20 protein-coding genes and 3 pseudogenes are annotated in these 23844 nt (G+C 34.7%); 6 read left to right on the top strand and 17 right to left on the bottom strand.

The features are described 5' to 3' along the window. Window positions 1-113 precede the first annotated feature (113 nt). The gene (locus BAOM_RS10930; RefSeq protein WP_127760310.1) at window positions 114-485 is read right to left on the bottom strand and encodes a hypothetical protein; all 372 of its coding nucleotides are present in this window, start codon (window positions 483-485) and stop codon (window positions 114-116) included. Window positions 486-495: 10 nt separating this feature from the next. Further along, window positions 496-1191: a hypothetical protein gene (locus BAOM_RS10925; protein WP_127760309.1), complete on the bottom strand. Its 696-nt coding sequence runs from the start codon at window positions 1189-1191 to the stop codon at window positions 496-498. A gap of 88 nt (window positions 1192-1279) precedes the next feature. On the opposite strand from BAOM_RS10925, the gene BAOM_RS10920 reads away from it, so the two are divergent. After that, window positions 1280-1933 carry a DUF3885 domain-containing protein gene (locus BAOM_RS10920; protein ID WP_127760308.1) on the top strand — a complete coding sequence of 218 codons (654 nt, stop codon included), beginning with the start codon at window positions 1280-1282 and terminating at the stop codon, window positions 1931-1933. Window positions 1934-2011: 78 nt separating this feature from the next. Here the strand turns inward: BAOM_RS10920 and BAOM_RS10915 are convergent, their stop codons facing one another. The 5 genes and pseudogenes from BAOM_RS10915 to BAOM_RS10895 all read right to left on the bottom strand — a co-directional run bounded on the left by BAOM_RS10915 (window position 2012) and on the right by BAOM_RS10895 (window position 5990). Beyond that, window positions 2012-2536 carry an aminotransferase class I/II-fold pyridoxal phosphate-dependent enzyme gene (locus BAOM_RS10915; protein WP_373995327.1) on the bottom strand — a complete coding sequence of 175 codons (525 nt, stop codon included), beginning with the start codon at window positions 2534-2536 and terminating at the stop codon, window positions 2012-2014. 22 nt (window positions 2537-2558) lie between these two features. Further along, a pseudogene (tnpC, locus tag BAOM_RS10910) lies at window positions 2559-3500 on the bottom strand (IS66 family transposase); the annotation flags it as partial. Beyond that, window positions 3445-3708, bottom strand: coding sequence for a reverse transcriptase domain-containing protein (locus BAOM_RS24985; protein ID WP_252283518.1), 264 nt, complete (start codon window positions 3706-3708; stop codon window positions 3445-3447). The gene BAOM_RS24985 and the pseudogene tnpC, both read right to left, overlap by 56 nt. Before the next feature lie 1048 nt (window positions 3709-4756). Beyond that, window positions 4757-5098: a hypothetical protein gene (locus tag BAOM_RS10900; RefSeq protein WP_127760307.1), complete on the bottom strand. Its 342-nt coding sequence runs from the start codon at window positions 5096-5098 to the stop codon at window positions 4757-4759. A 388-nt stretch (window positions 5099-5486) separates the two neighbouring features. Further along, window positions 5487-5990 carry a recombinase family protein gene (locus BAOM_RS10895; protein WP_127762536.1) on the bottom strand — a complete coding sequence of 168 codons (504 nt, stop codon included), beginning with the start codon at window positions 5988-5990 and terminating at the stop codon, window positions 5487-5489. A 368-nt stretch (window positions 5991-6358) separates the two neighbouring features. Here BAOM_RS10895 and BAOM_RS10890 point away from each other — a divergent pair, with 368 nt between their 5' ends. The 3 genes from BAOM_RS10890 to BAOM_RS10880 are packed head-to-tail and all read left to right on the top strand — an operon-like array spanning window position 6359 to window position 8246. Further along, complete coding sequence (locus BAOM_RS10890; protein WP_127760306.1) at window positions 6359-6739, top strand: GntR family transcriptional regulator; 381 nt, start codon at window positions 6359-6361, stop codon at window positions 6737-6739. After that, window positions 6739-7593 carry an ABC transporter ATP-binding protein gene (locus BAOM_RS10885; protein WP_127760305.1) on the top strand — a complete coding sequence of 285 codons (855 nt, stop codon included), beginning with the start codon at window positions 6739-6741 and terminating at the stop codon, window positions 7591-7593. The genes BAOM_RS10890 and BAOM_RS10885 overlap by 1 nt, the downstream gene beginning before the upstream one ends. A gap of 2 nt (window positions 7594-7595) precedes the next feature. Continuing rightward, window positions 7596-8246: an ABC-2 transporter permease gene (locus BAOM_RS10880; protein ID WP_127760304.1), complete on the top strand. Its 651-nt coding sequence runs from the start codon at window positions 7596-7598 to the stop codon at window positions 8244-8246. A 358-nt stretch (window positions 8247-8604) separates the two neighbouring features. Here the strand turns inward: BAOM_RS10880 and BAOM_RS10875 are convergent. From BAOM_RS10875 to BAOM_RS10855, 6 genes and pseudogenes are all read right to left on the bottom strand, one after another. After that, window positions 8605-11556: pseudogene (locus BAOM_RS10875) on the bottom strand (Tn3 family transposase). Between the two features lie 275 nt (window positions 11557-11831). Next, window positions 11832-11996 (bottom strand): hypothetical protein, encoded by a 165-nt coding sequence (locus tag BAOM_RS24370; protein WP_164853192.1) that lies wholly within the window; start codon window positions 11994-11996, stop codon window positions 11832-11834. Between the two features lie 22 nt (window positions 11997-12018). Continuing rightward, on the bottom strand, window positions 12019-12240 hold the full coding sequence (locus tag BAOM_RS10870) for a hypothetical protein (RefSeq protein WP_127760303.1): 222 nt from the start codon (window positions 12238-12240) through the stop codon (window positions 12019-12021). Continuing rightward, window positions 12241-12951 (bottom strand): ABC transporter permease, encoded by a 711-nt coding sequence (locus BAOM_RS10865; protein WP_127760302.1) that lies wholly within the window; start codon window positions 12949-12951, stop codon window positions 12241-12243. Beyond that, window positions 12935-13678 carry an ABC transporter ATP-binding protein gene (locus tag BAOM_RS10860; protein WP_127760301.1) on the bottom strand — a complete coding sequence of 248 codons (744 nt, stop codon included), beginning with the start codon at window positions 13676-13678 and terminating at the stop codon, window positions 12935-12937. Before BAOM_RS10860 ends, BAOM_RS10865 begins: the two co-directional genes overlap by 17 nt. Continuing rightward, window positions 13671-14336 (bottom strand): TetR/AcrR family transcriptional regulator, encoded by a 666-nt coding sequence (locus BAOM_RS10855; RefSeq protein WP_127760300.1) that lies wholly within the window; start codon window positions 14334-14336, stop codon window positions 13671-13673. Before BAOM_RS10855 ends, BAOM_RS10860 begins: the two co-directional genes overlap by 8 nt. 414 nt (window positions 14337-14750) lie before the next feature. Here BAOM_RS10855 and BAOM_RS10850 point away from each other — a divergent pair. After that, a pseudogene (locus BAOM_RS10850) lies at window positions 14751-16106 on the top strand (IS3 family transposase). A gap of 853 nt (window positions 16107-16959) precedes the next feature. Here the strand turns inward: BAOM_RS10850 and BAOM_RS10845 are convergent. Further along, complete coding sequence (locus BAOM_RS10845; protein ID WP_127760299.1) at window positions 16960-18408, bottom strand: pyridoxal phosphate-dependent decarboxylase family protein; 1449 nt, start codon at window positions 18406-18408, stop codon at window positions 16960-16962. 199 nt (window positions 18409-18607) lie between these two features. After that, a complete protein-coding gene (locus tag BAOM_RS10840; RefSeq protein ID WP_127760298.1) occupies window positions 18608-19129 on the bottom strand; it encodes a hypothetical protein in 522 nt (173 codons plus the stop codon). A 482-nt stretch (window positions 19130-19611) separates the two neighbouring features. Between BAOM_RS10840 and BAOM_RS10835 the strand changes: the two genes are divergently transcribed. Beyond that, on the top strand, window positions 19612-21051 hold the full coding sequence (locus BAOM_RS10835; protein ID WP_127760297.1) for a zinc ribbon domain-containing protein: 1440 nt from the start codon (window positions 19612-19614) through the stop codon (window positions 21049-21051). 89 nt (window positions 21052-21140) lie between these two features. On the opposite strand, the gene BAOM_RS10830 is transcribed toward BAOM_RS10835, so the two are convergent. Continuing rightward, window positions 21141-22262: a hypothetical protein gene (locus BAOM_RS10830; protein ID WP_127760296.1), complete on the bottom strand. Its 1122-nt coding sequence runs from the start codon at window positions 22260-22262 to the stop codon at window positions 21141-21143. A 105-nt stretch (window positions 22263-22367) separates the two neighbouring features. Beyond that, window positions 22368-23684 (bottom strand): type IV secretory system conjugative DNA transfer family protein, encoded by a 1317-nt coding sequence (locus tag BAOM_RS10825; RefSeq protein ID WP_127760295.1) that lies wholly within the window; start codon window positions 23682-23684, stop codon window positions 22368-22370. Between the last annotated feature and the right edge of the window lie 160 nt (window positions 23685-23844).

Here is a 23844-nt window from a genome sequence, read left to right as displayed (position 1 = left end):
TCTCCTGGTTAATTTTAATACCATCTCCTGTTAAACTATTCTCTTTAATGCAATAAAAAGCGACACTCCAGTTATTGAAGTATCACTTCCACCTTGAATAACTGTTTCCAGACTTATTCAACATTTTGCTCTTTTATAATAAAAGTAAACTTCGGTCGAAACGTAATTTCTACTGTAGTAATGTATCGGTCTCTATCATAATCGAGAATAAGGAGTATTTTAGCTGGATCTTTTTTGTCGTTCAATATTTCTATTGTCCCTACAGTTTTATATGAATGGTAAGCAATTAGTTCCCCATTCATTTTACTTTTGACTTCTAAAACAAACTCATTGTAACTTGGCGAAACCTTTACAGTAAACAACTCTGACTGGTTCTCAAATACAAAAGTTGATTCATTATAAAAAAAAGGCGAGTCTTGGTCTAACTTTGTTGGTTCAACACAAAATAACGAGATAAAATCGAGTTCATTAGGAAAAGACTCCAAAACATTCACCTCAACTAAAAAATCGCTTATATTTTTTAAACACTTTATATGGGGGAATCTCAACCGATTTATCTGGTTCATAAATTTCTTTATCATGATATGGCATTTCTAATTCTTCCCACTCAAAATCATCTTCTACACATTTAATAAATAAATCATAACCTTCACCATCAGAAGGAGATAATCCTAATCTCGTTTCTCCATGTTTCAAGGCAATGTCAATGGCCTCTCTTAATTCGATTAAAGCTATACGATTGGCAATAAGATATGCGTTATCATGCCACATTTGCTGTCCAAAAAAATGGCATAGAGGCATAGGTTCATCTTCCTCATAAAAATGATTGTTATATGCTTTGTTTAGTTGTTCAAGTATTCCTTCGGGGCAATTAACATCTAAATAGGTGTCCATATTAACCTCCCAATACCTTTGTCCACCGCCCCAAAACTGCGAAACAAAGTCATCATATAAATCAGTGTTTTCCACTAACAAATATCTTTCTAAGACATCCTCTAAATCCCCAATATAATAATAGCTGTTTATTTGTTTTTCATCCTTTTTATAAATAAAATGATAAAGAGTATCCGCTATTTTTTCGCTTTCCAGCAATTCAAAGTTATTTTTCTTCGTTTTTTTGGGTTTTAATACTCCATTTACAAATGGTGTTTCTGGAATATATATCGCTGTGAACAATTTTGTCTCTGACATTTATACACATCTCCTAAACCAATAGTATCTCTAACACTATTTTTACAAAGTACGCAATTATAAACCATATATTATTTGGAGGAACAATATGATAAACTTTCTATCCCAATTCATGAAAGAGCATTTTGATAATCTAACCCTAAAACCGCCCCTATTTTATTCATGGGAATACGGAATCCGTTTTGAAATCTCTATACCTTGGGTAGAGCATGAAGATAAGAGCAATCTTCAGCAAATCGAAGAAAGAATCAATAGTATATTCAATAAAGTTTTTAGTGATGGGGATGAAATGTTGCTAATCACCGACATTCATTGTGAGAGGAATGATAGCTTCTTACAAAAGAGACCAACAAAGGTCTACCAAAAATATATAAAGGATAAGGAGTTAAGGCTAAAACTACAATACAGGATGTTACCAAGTGTTTTTGAAGATTATGAAGAGATCGTCACACACCGATTTGTTCTGCCCTGTAAAAAGAGCGACATTCGTTATAAACCACTTTTAACTGCTATTAGTTACGAAGACTTTCCACACCCATCTCAAATTTTAAAGGGATTTCCCAGAAATGGAATAGATATTTACTTTGTTAATGTTACAAGAAAAATGATTTATCACCTCTATGATGACCGAGGCTGTGATGTTATTGCATCAAATAAAGAGGATTTACGTTCGCTTTATGAAGACCTAAATGATTGGATTTTAGATTATGACCAAGAGCAGATTGACCAGTTATTCAAATAATAATTTAAAAAGGAAATATGTTAAACAAAAAATTATTAAGGTTTTTGTCACCATATTTCCTTTTCATTCAGTAAACGCCTAATGCTTTTGGACTATTGTCCTTAATCTACAAACCCCTTCTTCTATTTCTTCTTCTCTTAAATTGCCATAACCCAATATTACTTTATTTACGTGTCTACCTTTTTGAATAGTATGGTGTTCTACGGGATACACCTTGACGTTACTTTGATAGAGTCTTTCTATTAACTCCTTTGTAAACTCACCCCCTTTAAATTCCGCTATGAGGTGTAGTCCAGTAGAATCACCCAAAATTTTCACTGATTGTCCAAACTTATGATTCAAAGCTCTCCTTAATACTTCCCGCCTCTTCATATAAACTTTTCTCATTTTACGAATATGGCGTTCCATTAGTCCTTCTTCAATAAAACGTGCAAGGAGCATTTGATTCAATGAGGGTGTGTGAAGGTCATGAAACCATTTAAGGCTTCTACAACGCTCAATGAGAGCTTGAGGAAGCACCAGATAGCCCATTCGTAAGGCTGGAGAAAGATTTTTGCTAAATGTTCCAACATATATGTAAACGTCAAGTAGCCCCAAATACACGATGGAAATTGTGTTTTCAGGACTACTTTTTGTTTACTTCCCTTTTTATCGGCACCTTGCATATGGAAGGTAAATCCGTTGACCAAGGTAAGACTTGATCTATTTCTTCTTTATTCGTTACATCCATATTTGGTAGCGTTTCAAATAAATAGCGAAGATAATGATAAGGACTTAAACCGTTCTCTTTTGCCGTTTCAACGACACTATACATGATGGCGCTCCCTCTAGCACCTCGCGGTGTATTCGAGAACATCCAATTTTTTCTCCCAATCACAAACGGTTTAATGGAACGTTCACTTCTATTATTATCGATTTCTAAATGGCCATCCAATAAAAAAGCTTCAAGGTGATTCCATTGATTCAAACAATAAGTGATGGCTTTTCCTAGAGCGCTTTTGGGTAGGGCTCGGTCTTTTGGTTTATGAAGCCATGCTGAAAAAAGGTCCAGAATGGGCCTGCTTTTTTCAAGTCGCTGTTGATACCGTGCCATAGAATCGACATGCTTGAGCTTTCTTTCAATCGAATAGAGTTGGTTACAGAAGTGCAGACCTTCGGTCGCCTTCATCTTTTTCCCCTTTTGTGAATGGGGTAAAGCCTTTAAGGATTCATCAAATTTACGTCTGGCATGCGCCCAACATCCGACAAGAATGACATTCGGTACTTTATTGTACCCACTATATCCATCCACTTGTAGATATCCTTGATATCCTGTTAAAAAGCGTTTCGGATGTTCACCTGCTCTTGTTGGTTGGTAATCATAGAGAACAATCGGGATATCATCACGTCCAGTACGGTATAACCACAGATAAGACTTGGTAGTTGCGGCTCGACCAGGTTCACGTAACACCTGGAAGGTTGTTTCATCCGCATGAAGAATGGTTCGAGTAAGTAGATACTCATGCATCCTACTATATAAAATCGCTAACCAATGATCCGCCCCGTATAATAACCAATTTCCCATCGTTTACTGACCTCTTTTCAATGTAATAGTTCAGTATTTTCAAAGCATCATGGCAATTACGGTTTGGACGGAATCCAAAGGAACAGTCTAGAAAGTCATTCTCATAGATGGTATTTAGTATCCTTGTAATGCCTTTTTGGACAATTTTATCCTCATATTCTGGTATTCCCAACGGTCTTTTCTTATCTGAATTTAGCTTTGGAATATACATTCTCCTTACTGGAACAGGACGATAACTTTTGCTTTTAAACCTATTTACTAAATCCTCTACGTTTTCTTTTAGATTTTCATTGTATTGTTCTTTAGTTGTACCATTGACCCCAGTTGCCTTTTTATTTGGTAACTCATGATGACATTGAATTAGTGATTGCTCATTTAATAAATGTAAAAGGGATGTAAATTTCATTTTAGGATTAGATTTTGCTAATTCTGCTATCCTTAGTAGTTTTGTTTCCATTTATTATCCCTACCTCTGTGTGTAGTAAATGTGTCCCCAGTAAGGGTGATAACTGGTAGCTAACCTTTCCTCCATCGGCATTACCCAACTTCATTGGTACTACGCTGCTATCCGACTTCCTACACGGCATTTGGTTTCCTTACTTGTTATCGCTTGTACACCATACTCTTCTAAAAAAAGGAAAAGACCGGTAGGGTCTCCCGAGTTGCCGTATCATATCAATGTATAATGTGCCAAGGTCTCTGACTCCAGAGAGGTGTCATTCTTCTTGCCTTTTGCGAAGAATGTAATGTAGCTTTCTGCTACAGGTAAAGCATCAGCCCTCTCCAATTACTAACATTATGGAGCTCAATCCCTTCAACCATTTGGCTTTCGGCCCGCTACCTAACTGTCTACGCTTAAAGACTAAAGTTACCTTTAGCCCTCCAAGACACGCTACGAGCGAATGGCTAGTTCTTACTCGACGGGAATCCCACCCGCTATATGACACGACCTAAGCTCGGCCGCACACCTGCCCGTTACTTCAATAAGAAAAAGCGATCCCCCTTATTGGAACATCGCCCCCGTTAGCCATCCATGAATCGCAAAAATCGGCGATTCACCACAAAGAATGAAAATAGTTGGGAAGTGTCAATACTGATACTGACCTTAATCCAGTCAACCCTAATACATAGACTAATTAATTAACGCTCTCCTCTTTTTTTAAACGATTGAGCAGGGTCTTCTTAAGTATTGTCATTTTTCATTATTAAAGAAACTTATTTTCATGGTAGTTCAAAAAGAATGATTAATTTAACAAAGATTAGAAATTATTCAATTCCTCAAACCATCTAAGAAACCATTCTTGTGGTAAAGAAACTTGAGATAAGTCCAACGTTCGTAATTTTTTATCTGAATAAGTGTTGATTAAATATAAATCCCATTGACATTCTATATCTCGTGCAACACAAAATGCTAATTCATCTCTTTCACTCAAATCATCAGCCTCATCGTCATCGAAAGCCACTGTTAGGTTATCACACCACTTTGCAAACTCGTATTGTGAGAAATTGTTTTTCTTGTTGCAAATGTTATTTAACAATTCTTTCAAATTATCAAAAGTATATGGAAGGTTAATTGCGGTCTCATTCCAATTCCAATTCATAAAACAACCTCCATCTTCAACTCTTGCACCCTTTAGTTTAAGAAGAAATCATTCGTTGAACCTTAGATTTCACATAACTATTTGATTAAGTATTAACCCTAAAATTACAAACCCAACAATAAAAGCACTTATGTGAATTAAAATCTTATATCTCAACTTAATTTTTATTAAGAAATATAACTTAAAGGTGAAATAAATTATTATCAAATCAATAGGTGTCTTAATCAGTGAAACAATAAATTTATTATTGATATGGAACTGTTCATAAATTTTTTCATAAAGGATGCTTTAGCAATAAAGTCGTTTACCACAATCGCGCCCATTTATGGCTTAGTCACAGGGTTGCTGCTCTAATCCATCAGATAATTTACATAAAATGGAGTTTTATTTAATTTGCTTTGTCTATGTATCTATACAGAGAGGTTTTACTGATTCCCGTTGCTTCTGTAATTTGATTGATTGTATACTCCTTACTCCTATACATTTTAATCGCCATTTCAACTTTGTCCTTTTTCTTTGTGGGTCTGCCACCTTTTCTTCCTCTGGATCTTGCTGCTTGAAGACCAGATTTTGTTCTTTCACTAATTATATCTCGTTCTAATTCCGCAATACTTGCCATTGTACGAAAGAAAAACTTCCCCATAGCAGTTGAAGTATCAATACTGTCCGTAATGGAAACAAAATCTACTCCTAAATCATTGAATAATTCACTGAGTTCAATTAGATGTTTTGTAGAACGTGAAATACGATCGAGTTTATATACAACAATTTTATCACCACTACGTAGAACTTTAAGAAGCTCTTCGAGTTGAGGTCTATCTTTTCTGGTTCCGGTCAATTTTTCTTTATAAATCTTTTCGACTCCAAATTGTGTAAGTGCATCAATTTGCATATCCAAATTTTATTCCTCCGTACTCACACGAGCGTAACCAAAAATCATCATTCATCACCTACTAAAAGTTGTCTATAACCCCATATTAGCACCAAAAAGGGTGTTAGTGATTAAAAATGTAACTTTGTTTTTGGTAATGAGTTTTGGAACTGCGAATCTATGAAAAAATGTAGTTTTCAGCTAAAGTAATCACGGGCCCCATAAACGGACGTTTATGGTTCATTAACTCCTAAACATGCCCTTTACAATAATTGGATTAATCCTAAGAAATTATCTTTTTCTTGATAATTGAAATTAAGTTATAATAATTGTATATTATGTATATGGTGTATATCAAGGACATATACAGTTAAAAAAAGAGGGTTTCTATGAAAATAATTATTAAAAATGGTTCCGAACAACCGTTATATCAACAAATAAAGGATCAAATTAAGGGTGGAATTCTCCGTCAGGAACTAAAAGAAGGTGAAAAACTTCCGTCTATTCGTTCATTAGCAAATGATTTACATGTTAGTGTTCTTACAACAAAAAGAGTATATGACGAATTAGAAAAGGAAGGATTTATTGTAACAACCGTTGGAAAGGGTTCATTTGTAGCATCCGACAACTTAGAGATGTTGTCGGAATCTAAAAGGCACATGATCGAAAAAAAGCTCTCAGAGGCGTGGCAAATGGCTAAAACTCTAGGAATAAATAAAGAAGAACTTTATTTAATGATGGATATCATTTTTGAAGAGGATGATGAGTGATGACAGCTGTTTTAGAGGTGAAAAACTTAAAGAAAGAGTTAGATACTTTCAGCTTAGATAAAGTGGACTTTTTACTAAAAGAAGGTTGTATAACTGGATTTATCGGAATTAATGGCTCCGGAAAAACAACAACTATAAAAACTATACTTGGACTCTATCCAAGGGACGAAGGTAGCATTAAGTTTTTTGGCAAAGAAATAGAAAAAAATGAGTACATAATAAAGAATCGTATTGGGGTAGTTTTAGATGAAGGCTATTTTTATGAAGATATGACATTGAAAGAAATGAAAAGTGTTATTGCTCCTGCATATACGAACTGGGATGAATCTGTTTTTTTAAAGTATATCAATCGATTTAATTTGAAATTAAACCAAAAAATTGCAACCTTATCGAAAGGTATGCGAATGAAATTTGCCATTACTTTAGCTCTTTCTCATCATGCTGATTTATTGATAATGGATGAGCCAACAAGTGGCCTTGACCCATTAATTCGTAATGAGTTAATGGAGATACTTTTGGACTTCATGGAAGAGGACGGAAAAAGTGTATTCTTTTCTACTCATATAACTTCTGATTTAGATAAAGTAGCTGACATGCTTATATTGATCGATAAAGGCAGAATCATATTCAACGAAAGTAAAGATGAACTACTGGATAGGCACGCTTTGGTAAAAGGAGATAATAGTTTAATTAATGAACATACAAGAAAATTATTTTTAAGTTTGCGCCAAACAGCAGTTGGCTTCGAAGGAATTACCGATAAATTAGACGTAGTACGTGAACAAATGAACGATTGTCTAATAGAAAGGCCTTCCATTGAAAATGTAATGTTAGCCTATGTAAAGGAGGGATAAAAATGTTATTTCATCTTGTCAAAAAGGATTTCATTCTAGCCAAAAAATATCTATTGTTTATGCTTATTTTTGCAGTTGTAGGGCCAATATTTATTTATTCTAGGTTAGGATTTAGTAATGGAAGCTTTACAAGCTTTCTTATTACTTCCTTATTTGTGGAATATATTTTATTTAATATGGTTTCGATGCAAGAGGATAAATATAGGGGATCAGCACTTCTTTGTACAACCCCACATACTCGTAATGGTGTCATTAAAGCAAAATATCTATTTGTCCTTGTGATTTTTATTGGGTGTTTCCTTTTATTTAACCTTGCTGCAGCAATTGGTTCTTCTACAGGGTTAGCAAGATTAAATATTTATAGTATAGGAATAGCTCTTTTGATCATTTCTGTTTTTTTCGGAATATTAATACCTATTCAAACTAAATTTGGCTATGAAAAAACAAAGTATATCTTTTTTATTTTGATATTTTTAACTCCATTTATACTACCTACTATTATTGAATGGTACCAATCGATGAATTTTAATATCAGTTTTCACTTACCACTACCTCAAACAGTAATGGTTTGGATGCCTTTTGTAATATCTATTTTTATTATCTTAATTTCAATGATTATATCAATCAAAATCTTTTCAAAGAAAAACTTATAGCTTCTTATTTTGAGGTGAATATAAATGAAAATAATAATATTTGTAATACTGTTTGCATTTTTAGTATTTGTAATTAAAAAAATTAGGGGTAAATAGAAATCCATAGTTTAATTTTGAATGGGTCTTAGCTGTTGTTCTTTTTAATCATTTTGAACAAGGAAGTGGGTAATAAAAAAGTCGATTCCTTTAAGGATATCGGCTTTTTTAGATTGAAATTTGCTTAGCGTACAAAATTTCCGAAATGTTGGCTGTACCCCTAGTAAGGATTGCGGTCTTTTCGCATCTAAGTATTCAATGCAAAAACCAGCTAATATCATGACAAAATATTAGCTGGTTTTCCGAACAAAAATGATGAAAGCTATGACACTTTCAACTTAATAGGGATTCGCTGATCCATATTGAGTTGAAAGGTTCCATAGGGATTCACATGGTTATAGAACAAGGGCGTTAATCCTCTAAAATCTTCAGGAGCCATTTTCTTCAGCCAATATTGGTTGTTATTATAGAGAATCTCTTGAACCATTAAGGTATTGATGTAAACTAAGCAGTTTTGAAGCAATTGGAGCGATAATGTAGAAACTTCTTGATCATCTAAAGAATTGAAACGAATTTCACTGTTTTTTCCATAAAAAATATAGCTGTTAACAGAGTTCCATTGTTCAACAGTATTTAATCCTTCATGAATTTCCCTACGTACTTCCTCGAAATGTAAATAATCACATAAGAAAATGGTTTTGATTGCTTTTCCCAATTCACATAAAGCTAGATAAGTTGGATGCTTCGTATCTCTTGTAAATCGCTTTAAAATGGCTTCTGCTGATGCGGTTCCTAATCGTAAAGCAGTCGCAAACTTAATGATTTGTTCATATTGTTGACGGATGAGATCCCAATTAATGGGCCGACTTAAAACAGGCTGTAAGTGAGGATACTCCTCTCATTCATTCCGGCTTCAGGACGATACAACTTTTGAGAACCGATATTTTTGAAGCGTGGCATCAGTTTAAAACCAAGCAGATGACAAAAGGCAAAAGCTACGACACTTTGTCCATGTGTGTCTACATAATTTCGGTCTATTTCCATGTCTGTACAGTGACGAAGAACCCCCTCCATCATAGCTGCAACCTCAGAGGAGAGACAAGTTTTGAGCTGAGAGTAGATACACGCTGACTTTCGATCTGTATGCCAGTAAATCATGACCCCATGTCTTTTATAACGAGGATGCCATTCGGTAAGAAGGTTTTGATCCCAGGATCCAAAATGCTTCGAATCGGAAGCACAGGCAGTAGTAGCTTCTCCCTATACCTCTTTCATTCGATGGTAAATGATATGATTGGTAACCTCTGCATTAGCTTTTCGCAAATGATCTTTATGAATAAATTTATTACGAATATATTGGAGTTCACGATAACTATCTAGGTTGTTTCCAGCAGAAACAGCCTTTAACCCTGTATTAGTTCCCAATCCGAATAAACATAGGAGAAGTCGACGTTGAATGGTTTCTTGATCTAAAATAGACCGATCGGCTGTAGTTTTAAAGTGATTAGTAAATCCAGTAAGAAAATCTGTTTCTTTTAATAAATCTAAGAGATTGATATTGGACCAACGGTCCCTAATCTCCTGTTTAATCATAGATAAATGTGGAGGTTCAGGTTGCTTTTCTAGTGGAGTAACACGAATCCACCCCTTGTTATTCCTACTGGTAATGGCAACCTTGTCATTGCTTTTATCCTCAAACCCTTGATTCAGTAAATGGAGCTTATCTTTCATTAATTGTTTGATGTCTGAGATAAAAGGCTCTACATCGAGTGGAGCTTTTAGTGCTTGAAAATATTCATCTTTGTGCTCTTCGAAATCTTGAGGTAGATCTTCATCGGGGTTTCGATATCGGTCAGCGCCCTCAATCCAAATTTCTTTACATCGAAGCCCCGTGCGAAGAGATTGTAAAACAGCAATCTCATAATTGATTCGGTTAACCCTCTCTATCCCCTTACTATCTGTTTCAATAATAATATCCTTCCATTTGGGCTGAATGACTCCTTCAATGGGAACTTCGTCCCCAACCGCAAAAAAACGTTGGCCACTATCGCTGTATTCCTGAATAAGTTGAAGAGCTTCAATGGTCGGTTGATGAAATAGATTATTGGACCTAAACGTAAGGTTCTTTAAGATGTTGCAGAGAGATCTCCTATAGTGCCCTCGATAGGAAGAGTGCATCTTTATATAAATTTTTTCTTTGTACTCCCGGTTACTTCTCGTCATGTCTTTAATGATATCCCTAATGGTGGAAGGATTTACAATAGGATATAAAGTATCTTGTATGATGCCATCTGGATGATCAACCGTTGCTTTTAATAAGTTGAGAATATGTTTGCTTTTTCCTTGTACTTTTTCTAACTCTGCCACGGCCTCATTACGGGTTGAATTCTTCGCTTTATTTCCGACCTTAAGAATAATTTCATCTAACAGATCAACTAAATAATCGATGATTTCAGCTTGACGATGCCAAAATAAGATAGTAAGTAAGGTGTAACGGATGTGCGTTGGGTGTGCACGCAATTTTGTTACTGTCTCAGTAGCTGCACGGAGTCGAAATTTCTTTATTAAATTTGGAGTCAATTGATGAAATAAACCTTCCGGAATTTGAAGATGTCGAATAGCCAATAATTTCTTAACTTCCGTATCCATTGTATTGACACTTGGTTTACGAGGAGAAGAAAGTAGGTGCCGAAAAGCTAAAATATCGCTTTCTCCTTCGTTAGATTCCCCTTTATCATGGGATTCTAATAAAGCATCTAAACGAGCGCATGTCTCAGGAGATAATTGCTGATAGGTTTCCTGATAGAAACGCTTTTCAAACGTATCAATGGCAGAATCAATCATTCGTTTCAACCTTCCACTTACGAAAAAGACTATATGCTTGGTTTGTTAAATAGTCTGTATCATGTGTAAGCGGAACTTGCTCTTCTAACCATTGCCCAAAACGTTCATTATCTGTATATGTGAGTTCCCGAAAACCGAAAAAATCCCGTATGCTTTTGCGGTGTCGTGTGTATGTTTTTTCTTTTCCACCCCAGCTATAATCGTCAAAGCTATCAGGTGAAATATCTAATTGCTTAGCTATGTATTTAACAATTACTTTTGGAATCTCCTGTTTTTTACTTGGGAATTTAGCTTCTTGTTGGAAATATTTTAATAACAATGCAAAGCCCAAACGGTTTGCATCTGTTTTATTCACCATAGATAAATGTAATTCGTTTGGCATTAATACAAAGTCTGCTAAAAGCTCTTCCTCATTCCAATTTTTCTTCACCGGTTCTCCCTCTAATTTACATGTTTTTTAATAGTATAAATTCAAAAATGGAGAACCATCAAGATAACTGGGAAAAACACTTCCAATTAAGAAATCCCTTTTAATTGGAAGTAATCTGACGGACTAGAGCAGGAACCCTGTGACTAGGCCTTTATGGAATAAGCAAGAACTTCTATTAGCTGGATTTGTAGGAGTTCAATTGTCTGAAAAAGCATGATCAGTAAACATTTTGTATTAACATTACCCAGAGTTGAACAAGAACGCACAATTTCCCTCTATCCTTCACTACTTTCTCCGTTCTGCAGAGAAGGATTTTGTAACTTTTGTTGCTCCCAAAATAGGTTATGTTTCTCTCGAATATCTTCTGAAGGAGTAAAAGGATTTGAATCCGATGTAACAGTTACCTTTTTAGGGGTTTTTTCTATTAAAATAGGTTTCATTTGACTATCCCTTTTTCTTTATCTAGATTTGAATAGTCCCACTCACAATAGCGACGATACCAATTACCGCACAAATTAAACCAGTATTTATTTTACCCGTTTTTCCTTTTGTACGCTTTCCAGAGAGGAAGAGGGAAATTCCTAATATAACAAGCACAATTCCAAGACCAATACTAAAAATATAAAGTTGGGATGAAGCACTTTCAAGTACATGATTAATGGACTTTTCAATTCTTTGTTCCATTTACTCTACCTCCATATGATTTACTTTGTGAATCAGATTTACAGAAAAGATTATTCCGACAAATATCATAATCAAACTGAATATATACATGAACGTTATACTTGAAGTGGTGTTTACCACAATATTGCACATCAGCGAAGCCAAGAGAACAGCCGAAACAATGGTAGTAGGAACTGATTTCTTAATAAATCCAATGCCCGTTGCTATAATTCCTATACATGCGGCTATAATGGCCATGACAACTGTAATTTTTATAGCTTGTAGCATAATAGCAGCCGTAAAGCCTCCACTGACAAGATGCATAGTTTTTTCGGTTATACCAAATATCAAAAAAATAATGAGATTGCTAATAATCATTGAAATAATCGTAAATATGCTAACAACACTTAATTTTGAAAATAAGATCTTTTTTCTGCTTATCGGGTATGAAAAAAGTAAAACAGGTCTATTTCCAGAATAATCCTCGACTATAAATTTAGAATACATAACAGCTGATAGGACGCAAAAAGCCGCCATATTTAATACACCAAACAAAGGGATCAGATTGTTATATCCTAAAAAAATCTCTAAATCTTTATCGTTTGGCTCTAGCTTTGGCGCATAGGCAAAAAGATAGAGGAAACCTAACATGACTATAGCAATCATAATGCTGGCAATTACATAAGTACGAATGTTGTTTCTTCTCAATTCCAATTTAATAAGTTTTATCATTGCTTATCCTCCCGGTCATGATATCCATAAAATACTCTTCGAGACCATTCGGGGATTCTGCCTTTACTTCGGCCAAAGAAATCTCTCGTATAACAGTGCCGTTTACAATCACCCCAATGGTATCAGCAATATGCTCAATTTCCGATAAAATATGACTGGAAATCAATAAAGTCATATCTTGATTTTTAACAAGATCAAGGAACAATTCTCTCATTTCTCTAATTCCAATTGGATCTAGTCCGTTAATGGGTTCATCTAAAATCAACAATTTAGGTTTATGAATGATAGCTCTTGCAATGGCTAATCGTTGACGCATACCAAGAGAGAATTTTGAAACAGGCTGTTTGCCTGTGTCATTTAATCCGACTTTAGTTAAAACAGAGGCTATATCCGTGTCATTATCTTCCATATAGGCAAGGTGTATTTCTAAATTTTCAGTTGCTGATAAATGCTCATAAAATACAGGAGTTTCAATGATCGTTCCAATATTTCTTAAAATTTCACTTCGTTGAGACCTAACATCCATTTCTAAAACTTGTGCATTCCCCATTGTCGGTGTAAGCAAGCCAGACAGCATTTTAAATACCGTTGTTTTTCCAGCTCCATTTGCACCTAAAAAACCATAAATAGTACCTTTTTGCACATTCATATTGCAATTTTTTATTACTTCATTTCCATCAAAGGTTTTTGTAAGGTTTTCGACTTTTACAGCAGAAATATTATTCATTTGTTTTGTTCTCCTCTGGATATAACCTTTGCAATAATTCTTTTATCTTTTCAAGCAAATCATCATTCAATATATCCATTCCGATTGATTTCATCATATGTTGCAAAAATTTCAAACGCATGGCTAATTTGGCATGGTTACACTTAAAAACAACAGGGTCGCACCAAATATTCATCAATAGTAAAAAAACCTCTGCACATTCTTCGGGATAATCAGTAATAAGTGAGCCATCTGCTATTCCTTCTTTTATGATTTCAGTAATGAGTGCAGAGTCTTTGTTTACGCAGTCCTGCATATATGACACTACAAATTCTGGACTTTTTATGCGTGAACCCATCACATCGTCCAAATAGTGTACCTCTTGGCTGGAAAAGCTCTTATGCAAAAGAGTAATTAGCTTTTCTTTTCCAGTACAAGACCCCATTTCAGATAACCAACCCTTTATCATATTTTCTACGCTTTGTGCCTGCATTTCCGTAACGGCATTGATGATTTCATCCTTGGATTGAAAATGATGGTAAATAGCCCCTTTGGATATTCCTGCAGTTTCCGCGATATCCTTTATACTGGTTTTATCAAATCCTTTTTCCAGAAAAAGTTTTGCGGAAACAGACAAAATGGTTTCAATCGTTGCTTGTGAATTATATTTTTTCGCCATACTTATTAGCCTCCAAACAAAAACATACCGAACGTCCGGTTTTTATTTTACTATATCCATTTTTTTGAAATTTGTCAATATTACTAGAACAAATTTCTGTACTTCGATCTTCTTTATTCCTTTTTAACTTCAAATGTTCTTGGGGTATGTCCGAGATAAGTCCGTAAACGGCCATATAGATGGATATAAATGTAAAATGGTTTTTCTTACTCTTACCGTCACAAAAACGGTCGTTTCCGTTACATGATGTATAAACAAATATTCTGTCTATCTGTGACTTTAAGAGATAAATTACACACTTTTTAAACGCTATTTTGCACTATAAGTAAATATAAAAAGCCCAATTTCTCAACATTAAAATTGAACTGCACCCCAATTATTAGACACAACATCTAATAATTGGGGTGTATTTTTATGTCTAAATTTACTTTAGAAGAAATAAATGAAGCTGTTGAACATTATTTTAATGGTAAAGAAAGTGCCAAGGATATGGCTAAATCTCTTGGTATTAATCAGTCTACATTTACTGAATGGATCAGACATTATGAACACAACGGTTTGAGCGTATATGCTAAACCCTATACAAGCTATACATTAGAGTTTAAACTAAATGTACTAAAATATATGACTGAAAATGGTACGTCTAGTTATGAAACAGCTGCGATTTTTACTATTCCAAGCCCTTCTAATATAAGAACTTGGAAGAGAAAACTTGAAGCACAAGGTATAGATGCCCTTCAGTCAAAGAAAAAGGGGCGTCCAACTATGAAAAAAGAAGGGAAAAAACAACTAAAAACACTATCAACTGAGGGATCTGTCGAAGCACTTGAAGCTCGAATTAAGCAACTAGAAATGGAAAACGAGTACTTAAAAAAGTTGAATGCCTTAGTTCAAAACAAGGAAAAATCATCAAACAAGACAAAGCGCAAGTAGTCTACGAGTTAAGGCATAAGCACTCGGTGAAAGCACTTGTAAAGCTCGCTGGCATTCCACGCAGTACGTATTATGATTTAGCAAAGCGTATGAATCGTCCGGATTCAGATGCCGATTTAAAAGCTGAAATTAAGTCCATTTATGAAGAACATGAAGGTCATTACGGTTACCGTCGTATTTGTGATGAGCTAGCGATTCGTGGAAAGAAAGTAAATCATAAGAAGGTTCAACGTATCATGAAGGGGCTAGGGTTGAAATGCCTTGTACGTATGAAAAAATATAAATCTTATAAAGGTACTGTAGGTAAAATAGCGCCGAATCATTTAAACCGTCAATTTACAACGGACGTCCCGAACGAAAAATGGGTAACAGATATTACGGAATTTAAATTATTTGGAGAAAAGCTCTATTTATCGCCTATATTAGATTTATTTAATGGTGAGATTATTACATATACCATCGGTTCACGACCGACTTATTCACTTGTTTCAGAGATGTTAGTGAAGGCATTAGAGCGTCTGCCAGAGAATCATCAACTACTCCTGCATTTCTGATCGAGGCTGGCACTATCAAATGAAGCAGTATCGTCATGCGCTTCAAGAAAGAGGTGTCCTACAAAGCATGTCTCGTAAAAGGAATTGTTATGACAATTCCGTGATGGAGAATTTCTTTGGCATTATGAAATCAGAGTTTCTCTACTTCAAAGAATTTGAAAGTGTAGAACATTTTAAACAAGAATTGGAAAAATATATAGAATACTATAATACGAAACGGATAAAGGTAAAATTAAAAATGAGTCCGATACAATATCGAACTCATTTTGAGCAAGCTGCCTGATGAAATAACCGTGTCTAACTTTTTGGGGTCACTTCAAATTGAGAAATTAGGCTTTTTTCGTTGCTCCATTAAATCTACCCGTTAGGTGAACAAGATTTTTAGTTTCCCTTTCTACATTGTTTAAGACTTTCCTTTTCAGAAATACCTTTTTGTATTGTAACTTTATTGATTTCAACGCCCTTTTCTGGAGTGTCAGTCAATGTGATATGAATTCTCTATCATAGGGAACATCTCCATGATGCCCGTCGTAATTTAACGCACTTGCATTAACGATATGTCTGCGAGTATCACCCTCTATTCTTTCGATTTTATCTATTTTGAGACACAGGATAAAATCTGAATAGGTTTGGTCGAGATAAGAATGGTATCTTGTATATAATGTTTCTTCAAGCAATTCATTTTTGGGAACTCCATTCCATCCTACCAAGAGTAATCCAACAAACACTATGACTATTTTCCCGCGAACTATTACCACCTCTGGACTATTCTCCCTGATTGATAATGTCCTTATTCAATTAAACTCCCTCTATAAAATAAGGAATATCTCTTGTTTTCTCCTGTTTTCTTAGAATTTTAAAGTCGCTTACAGGTGTTAGTCATTCTCTTATTGGGATTAGAGGGAAGTGAAGGATATTTTTGGAGCCAAGGAGTAAAAAAACCTTTAGCCACTTAACCACCTTTATCCAATAAGTGGGTATCCAGTTAAATTATAGTTGCACTAGTGGTCTCCACGTCTCTCATGGAGGTCAACCCTCCCATGTCTCACAGAGTCTTCGCTCCAAAATTCCTTCGTCCAACCTTTCCATGAGGTGGATGTCAGTTTATGCTGCCCGACAGGGTCCTTGCTCGAAATTTAGAGCACATTATAACTATGGTGATTTTTATAAAATTCATCTATCTTCTCAAATATTTTTTGTATAGTTTCGATTGAAGTATAAGGATTTAATAGAACTGCTCTTAACCACCGTGCTCCTCTATAAGTTGGAAAGGAGAAAAATACGCCTTCTTCATTAAGCAGAAACTGTTGCAACTCTAAGTTCCATTGGTCCCATTGTTTTGAATCGAGGTATTTTGGTTTTCCTCTAAAACAGCATAAATTTGTATCAGGTTCACTGGCTAGTTCTATGTAGGAGCGTTTTTTTACTTGTTCTACAAATTCCTTGACTAATAAATAACTTTCATTCAATAGTTGGTCGTAACCTTTTAATCCAATGTGTTGAAGAGACAAATATAACTTTAAAATGTCAGCATGACGAGTGCCTTGAACACTAATTTCACCTAAATTTGTAAAATTTGTATCATTCATATATGGAGCAGAAATTCGGAAATCAGTTTCCAACAATTCACGATTCTTAAATAAAACCATAGCACATGTTTTTGCAACATACATCCATTTTTGAGGGTTAAAAGTTATAGAATCTGCCCTTTCTATACCAGAAAGAAGTTGACGATACTTCTCTGAAAACACTAATGCCCCTCCATAAGCAGCGTCTACATGTAACCATAGCCCATACTTCTCTGCTATTTCTGCAATGAATAAGATGGGATCAATACTACCCGTTACAGTGGTTCCAGCCGTTGCCACCACTGCAAAAGGTTTTTTCCCTTCTTCAAACAAATTAATAATCTTTTTCTCCAAATCTGAGGTATCCATCTGAGAATTCTGATTACTTTTAACAGCGATTACACTAGATGTACCTAATCCTAATAACATTGCTGCTTTATGAAGAGAAGTATGACTCGCTTCTGATACTAAAATAACTGGCTGTTCTATTAATCCAGTTAATCCTGCCTCTTTAACTTTTAATTTATGATTTCGAGCGACTGAAAGAGCTTGAAGGTTAGCAAGACTACCTCCACTAGTCATTACTCCCCCACCCTGTTCGTTAAAACCAAACATTTGTGCAATTTTTTGAAGCACTTGAACTTCCATTTGAGAAAATACTGGTGACATTTCAAGACTCAACATATTGTTATTAATAGCCGTTGTTACAAATTCACCCAAACAGGAAATTAAAGTAGGTATTGAGTCCATGTGACCAATATAGTTAGGAGTTAGAGGATTCATTGAATTTCTTAAAATATCTTGTAATTGTATAAGAATATCTTCATTAGTAGTCCCTTGTATAGGAAACTCACCAAAATTATAATTTTCTAATTGAAATAAAGATTGACGTTGCTCAGAATTAGCACAATTCTCTATAACCAAATCCATAACTTTTGTAATTAGGCTTTTAACTTCGGCAACATTTTGACCACTAGGTTCAATAAAAGAGTCATTAGGGAGAAAATCAGTATTCATAATCATCACTCTTCTTTCAGAATTATTGCACTCATTATAACAATCGAGTAGATAGATTCAAGAAAAACATAGAAATCTAAAGTAAACAGCATAAAAGCAACTCTGTTCTTATTCAATTAAATGGCCCGACACAAAAATAAAGAGCGCAATTCATGCTACAGAATTGCGCCCGATTGCAGAAGAAGTACAAGTAATTAATTTAAAAATTAGTATCTGTTGATTTATCATTATTTCCTTTTTTCACAACTCTGTAAGCAATCCAAATAACTAAATTACAAATTATTAATCCAATAAAAGCTGGTAAAATGACTGATACACCTGAACCATCACCTGCATATAAACTCCATAGAACTTTAAGTATAGCAATTAAGTTAATGACGAGTATCCCATACTTCCAAGAATGTTTCCAAAACGCATATGCTAAAGCAAACATTGTCACTGGAACCAATGAGGACAACGCAATCTTAACAAAATCCCATTCACCAAACAAATAATCCATTTCCATTTCCAAAAAAGCTTCCACTTTTGGATTCACCGTTGTAGGTTTTGGGAACCAAAACATACTTGTAGCTAATGCAACTAAAGTAATTATTATTCCTTTGATACTTCTTTTATAGGCAAAATAGCAAAACGGTAATAAAAATAGTGGGCGAATATACCAACTTAGGATATTGTGATGCCTTTCAAACGCCCAAGTAAAAAAGTCATTGAGAAAATCCACAGATACTCACCTCCTGAATATAGTTTAGAGTAAAATCACTACGTCACTCTATATGAATATCATTATAATTCAATTACCGTATTTTAAGAGTGTTGAATTAACCTGCCGGTTACTTTAAGTACATTCCTTCACAATCTCTTCTAAAAAATTTAATATTAATTTCCAACGCTTTGAGAATGCGTTACTCAACAATCTGTCCCTATACAAAAAGACGCGTTGCTCGATAAACGCGCCCTTTTCTTGAATAAGGGGTAGCGTAATAAAAGAAAATCAAGCCTTCTGTTACTTGAACAAGAAATAAGAGCCACACTTTTCGAAGCACCCTTTAACGATAGTAAAATAATACCATTTCACTATCGTTAAAGAGTTCTAGATTCATTACATTGTCTATATTAATACATATATTTACAATTAGTTAAACACTATTTATTTCAAATGAAAACTTTGGATACTTAAAAAAATTTTTTATGGGGAGAGTGACTATGAAATCCTGTGAAAATTGTGGAATGCCTTTAAGGAAGGATGAACAAGTCTGTGGACACTGCAGGGAAAATCAGGAGCAACAGGATAAAGTAAAAAAAATCTCAGTATCAATTCCTTTTGAGAAAATACTCAATAATTTGAAATGGAAACCACTATCAAAAAAAGGTAAAACCCTTGTATTTACAAGTTTAATCTTCTTAGCCATTTTAATCGGGATTCACTTGACTATATCGTCACTTATTAACCCAATGTCAGTAGTAGAGGAATTTGAAAAAGCCGTCTTAGAAAAAGATGCCAAGCAGCTAGCATCCATTATAAATAAGGGGCAAAAAAACTATTCGATCTCTGAAAAAGAAGCGGCCTCCTACATTTCATATCTTACGAAACAAAATAATTTTACAACAATCGATAATCAGTTAAAAATGCAAGCAAATGAATTAGACGATTCTCATGAATTTGTTCCTATCCCTATTACAGATAAACACGGAAACCATCTTGTCATATTAAATAAAGATTATAAGAAAAAATGGCTCTTTTATGATCAATATTATCTAGAGTTCTACCCATTCAGTCTTACGGTAACTTCTAATCTTCCTAATACGGAGGTCTTTGTCAATGATAAGAAAGTGACAAAGATACAAGCAGCTGAAGAACCTGTATCCATAGGATTTGTTTTTCCTGGAGAATATCAGTTTAAGGGTACATTCAAAGGTGAATATGGGGATATTACTAAAGAAGAAAATATAAATTTAACTGAGGGTAATGGAAACTCATTCTCGGTTTATTTGCAACTTGACGGTCAATACGTCTCTATTTCTTCTAATCATGATGATGCTATTTTATATGTGAATGGTAAAAGTACGGGGCAAACAGTAAATGAATTAGAAAGTATTGGCCCAGTAAATATGGATGGGTCGATTAAACTTCATGCAGAAAGGAAGGTTAATGGCAAGACTATCAAAACTGATGTGATTCCAGTAACGGATGAATCAGGGATTGACCTTGCCTTTGAAGAGGAAGAGGAAGAGGAATACGAGTACGTAGCAGCTTCAACAGATACAAAGTTTGTTGATGAAGTTTCTCAGTTTATGAATGATTTCTATATCGCTGGAGTTCAAGCGATTAATAGTCGTAACATTTCCGTAGCTGAGGCATACCATGACCCAAGTGGTACATCTTTAGGTGAAGCGAAAGAGTACCTTAAATCAATTGAAAAGAGAGGGATTACCGAAGAATTTATTAGTATGTCTTTAATTGATTTACAGGAAGCAGAAGGAGGCTATAAGGTTACAACTCAGGAGGATTATAAAATCTTTTATGGAAATGGCGCTAAAAAATATAAAAAATTCCAAACTTTATATTACCTAACTAAGGTAGATGGTAAACTAAAAGTACACTCCCTTCTAAAAACAGAAGAAATAGAAAGTAAAGATTTATAATTACTTTAGATTTTAAATTCTTAACATTAATGTATTTTCATTAAAACAAGCAAAGAGTTTTCCTCTTTGCTTGCTTTTCTTTAATCATATTAGAGTGATAGGTTATTTGGAGGTTTATTGCCTTCTGAGGATACTGATTCGTTCTCTCGAGGTGAATTCAATTTTTCATTAAGTCTTTTGTAATTTCCTTGGTTAGCATTCTTTGGTTCGCCTTGGGAGGCACTATCTTCATTAGTACCATTTGATTTGACTTGGGTGCCTTCCTCTTTGTTGTCATTCACTCGATTCTTCGATACGACATTGTCTTCGTTGTCATCCACTAGATTGTTTAAAGTACCATCTTCTTCATTTTTATATTGATTTGAATTTAAATCTTGTTGTTCCTCTCCATACTCTTCTTGCTGTTCTTTTCTCAAATAAATTGGAACAAATTCCGGCGGGACCCTGTAATCTTTCCTATATAACTGATAATATGTAGAATGTAGGACACTATCGTGTTTTTTTAGAGCCTCTTCTAAATTTTTTACACTAGATTGATTTCGGTTATAAATCTCTATTAACTTATCTTCAGCTTCTTTCAAGTCACTATTCAAATCTTCTCTAAACTTTTTATAACCTATATTGGGTTTGCCTGTTACTTTTTCTACTTTATCAAAGAATAAATTAGCTATCCGAAGTTCAAAAGAATAAGCGTCCCTTTCAATCGATTGATTATAGTATTTGGCATCAGAATCTTTAGTTCCTTCATCCGGAAAATAGTAATAATTCTCTCCTTTATTAACCAAATTCAAAGACCAATAAAATACTTCTTCGGGATTTGAGTGAAACCCTGGGTTTTGAATTGCATGATCTTGATAGGCATGCCGTCCTTCATGTATTAACGTATGAACAATTTGATAGCTATTTTTTTCATTTTTCAGTAAGTCCTTATCAAGTTTAATAACTTTTTGGTCTCCTTTTCGTTCATATCCCCCATATGCACCTTTTAATTTTTGAAATTTTAGTTTAACTGGTGGACGACCACGACCAAGATCTGAATCACTCGCAAGTATAGCCTCTAGCTTAACTAATGCTGCCTTTCTTTGAGAAATACTTGCAGGACGCCAGTTCGATTCATGAAAAATTGAGATATCTAAAGGCTTATCGCCACTAATTCCACCCTTGAACATTTGTGAAAACTTTTGTGTTATGGATTCAAATAAGTTAAACATTTAAACCTCCTCTCTTTTAAAAAAGTATTTCGTTATTCTGTCCCTCTTCCATATACTATATTTTTGAGTTCGTTTAATATTTTTCTCTCCTTCTATTCGATCAACTTAAACAATTTTACCTTCATAAAATATCGGATAAAACAGGAATGGTTCCCCCTGTGGCAAAGATACAATACACTCACCAACATTTAAATTCGTAATATCCCAATCTTCTATCACTTTCCCATCAATCAATTGATCTTGGGCACCTTTGTTAACGATGGTAGATGCTAATGTGATTAGTCTTTTTACTGCACCATGCCTTTGTGATACGAAGGAGCGGCTCTCTTCATCGAATAATCGAAAAGCAAAGATCGTACCAAAACCACTTAACATACTGTAAGCAAGTGAATCACCATATCGATGCTTGACTTGACCAATGTTTTGGATTCCTGCTATCACTTTTACACCCAGGGATCGGCCAAAGTTAAGCGCGTTGTCCATATAATTTAATTTTGGAATGAGAGGAAATTCATCTAAGATAAAATAAACATTTCCATCCGTTTTAGAGCGACCTAATACCTCTTTCATGACTAAATCCAATAGAATAGTATAAACGGGATCCAGGATATTTCCACTAGATAAATCATATTCCAGGAATATCGCTTTTCCCCCTTTTTGTGTTACGGCTTCTCGAATGGAAAAGTCACCATCTTTACCGAAGGAACCGCTAAAAATTTTAAAAACGGTTTGGTACAGATGCACGAGAAAACTTTGAGTGGTTGATCCACCATCTTTTTGTATGTAATTCCTTAACCACATAAATTCTGGATTGTCTAAAAAAAGATTACGAAGAACGGCATCGTGTGCCTTCTGCATATAGGCAACTAATTTTTGATGATTCCACTGCTCTTTGCCCTCCTCCATTTCCCTGACCTGAATCGTCAGTAAGGCTGCTAATAAGTCTCTTGCTCCCATACCAAAAACAGGAGCTTGAGAATTCTCTATATCCTCTTTTAATAAAGAAGAAGCGATTTCCCTAATCGTTTCCTCCCTTTTTTCTTTTGGGGTATAAAGAATATCTTTATAAATGTTCCAATGTGTCACTCCCGGTGGAGGGGTGAGATGATTCGAAATCACATAATCCCCATTTTTATAAAAATGTTCTAGATAGTCTCCTTTCGCGTCGAAAAAAACCATCACATCATTCTCATCCATCTTTTGTCGTACAGCCTTTACAATGTGGTACATTGTGTTAGATTTCCCACTCCCAATTGCCCCGACGGTCAAGATATGCTTGGAAAAAAGGGCAGGGTGTAACGTAATACCAGTTCTTTCTTTCCCTTCTATGCCTACATCTGACTCTCCTTTATCAATAACTGTTCCTGGAGAAAGCTTGCGAAGATTTTGTCCCTCAAGAATTTTTGCATCTAAATAACTCATTCTTGATAAAACCTCACTTTCCGAAATAGCAAATTTTCACAAAGAACTATCTCTTAAGTTGCATTTTATGGTAAATAATTACATAAACCTATTATATAATTTTATATGTGAGTTTTATGTTTCTTATTAAATAACTTTAATAAGAGACAAACAGGAATTT

The organism is Peribacillus asahii, from assembly GCF_004006295.1.
Taxonomy (GTDB): Bacteria; Bacillota; Bacilli; order Bacillales; family DSM-1321; genus Peribacillus; species Peribacillus asahii_A.
The sequence above is the reverse complement of the archived record's forward strand: the minus strand, read 5'-3'. Positions and strand labels throughout refer to the sequence as shown.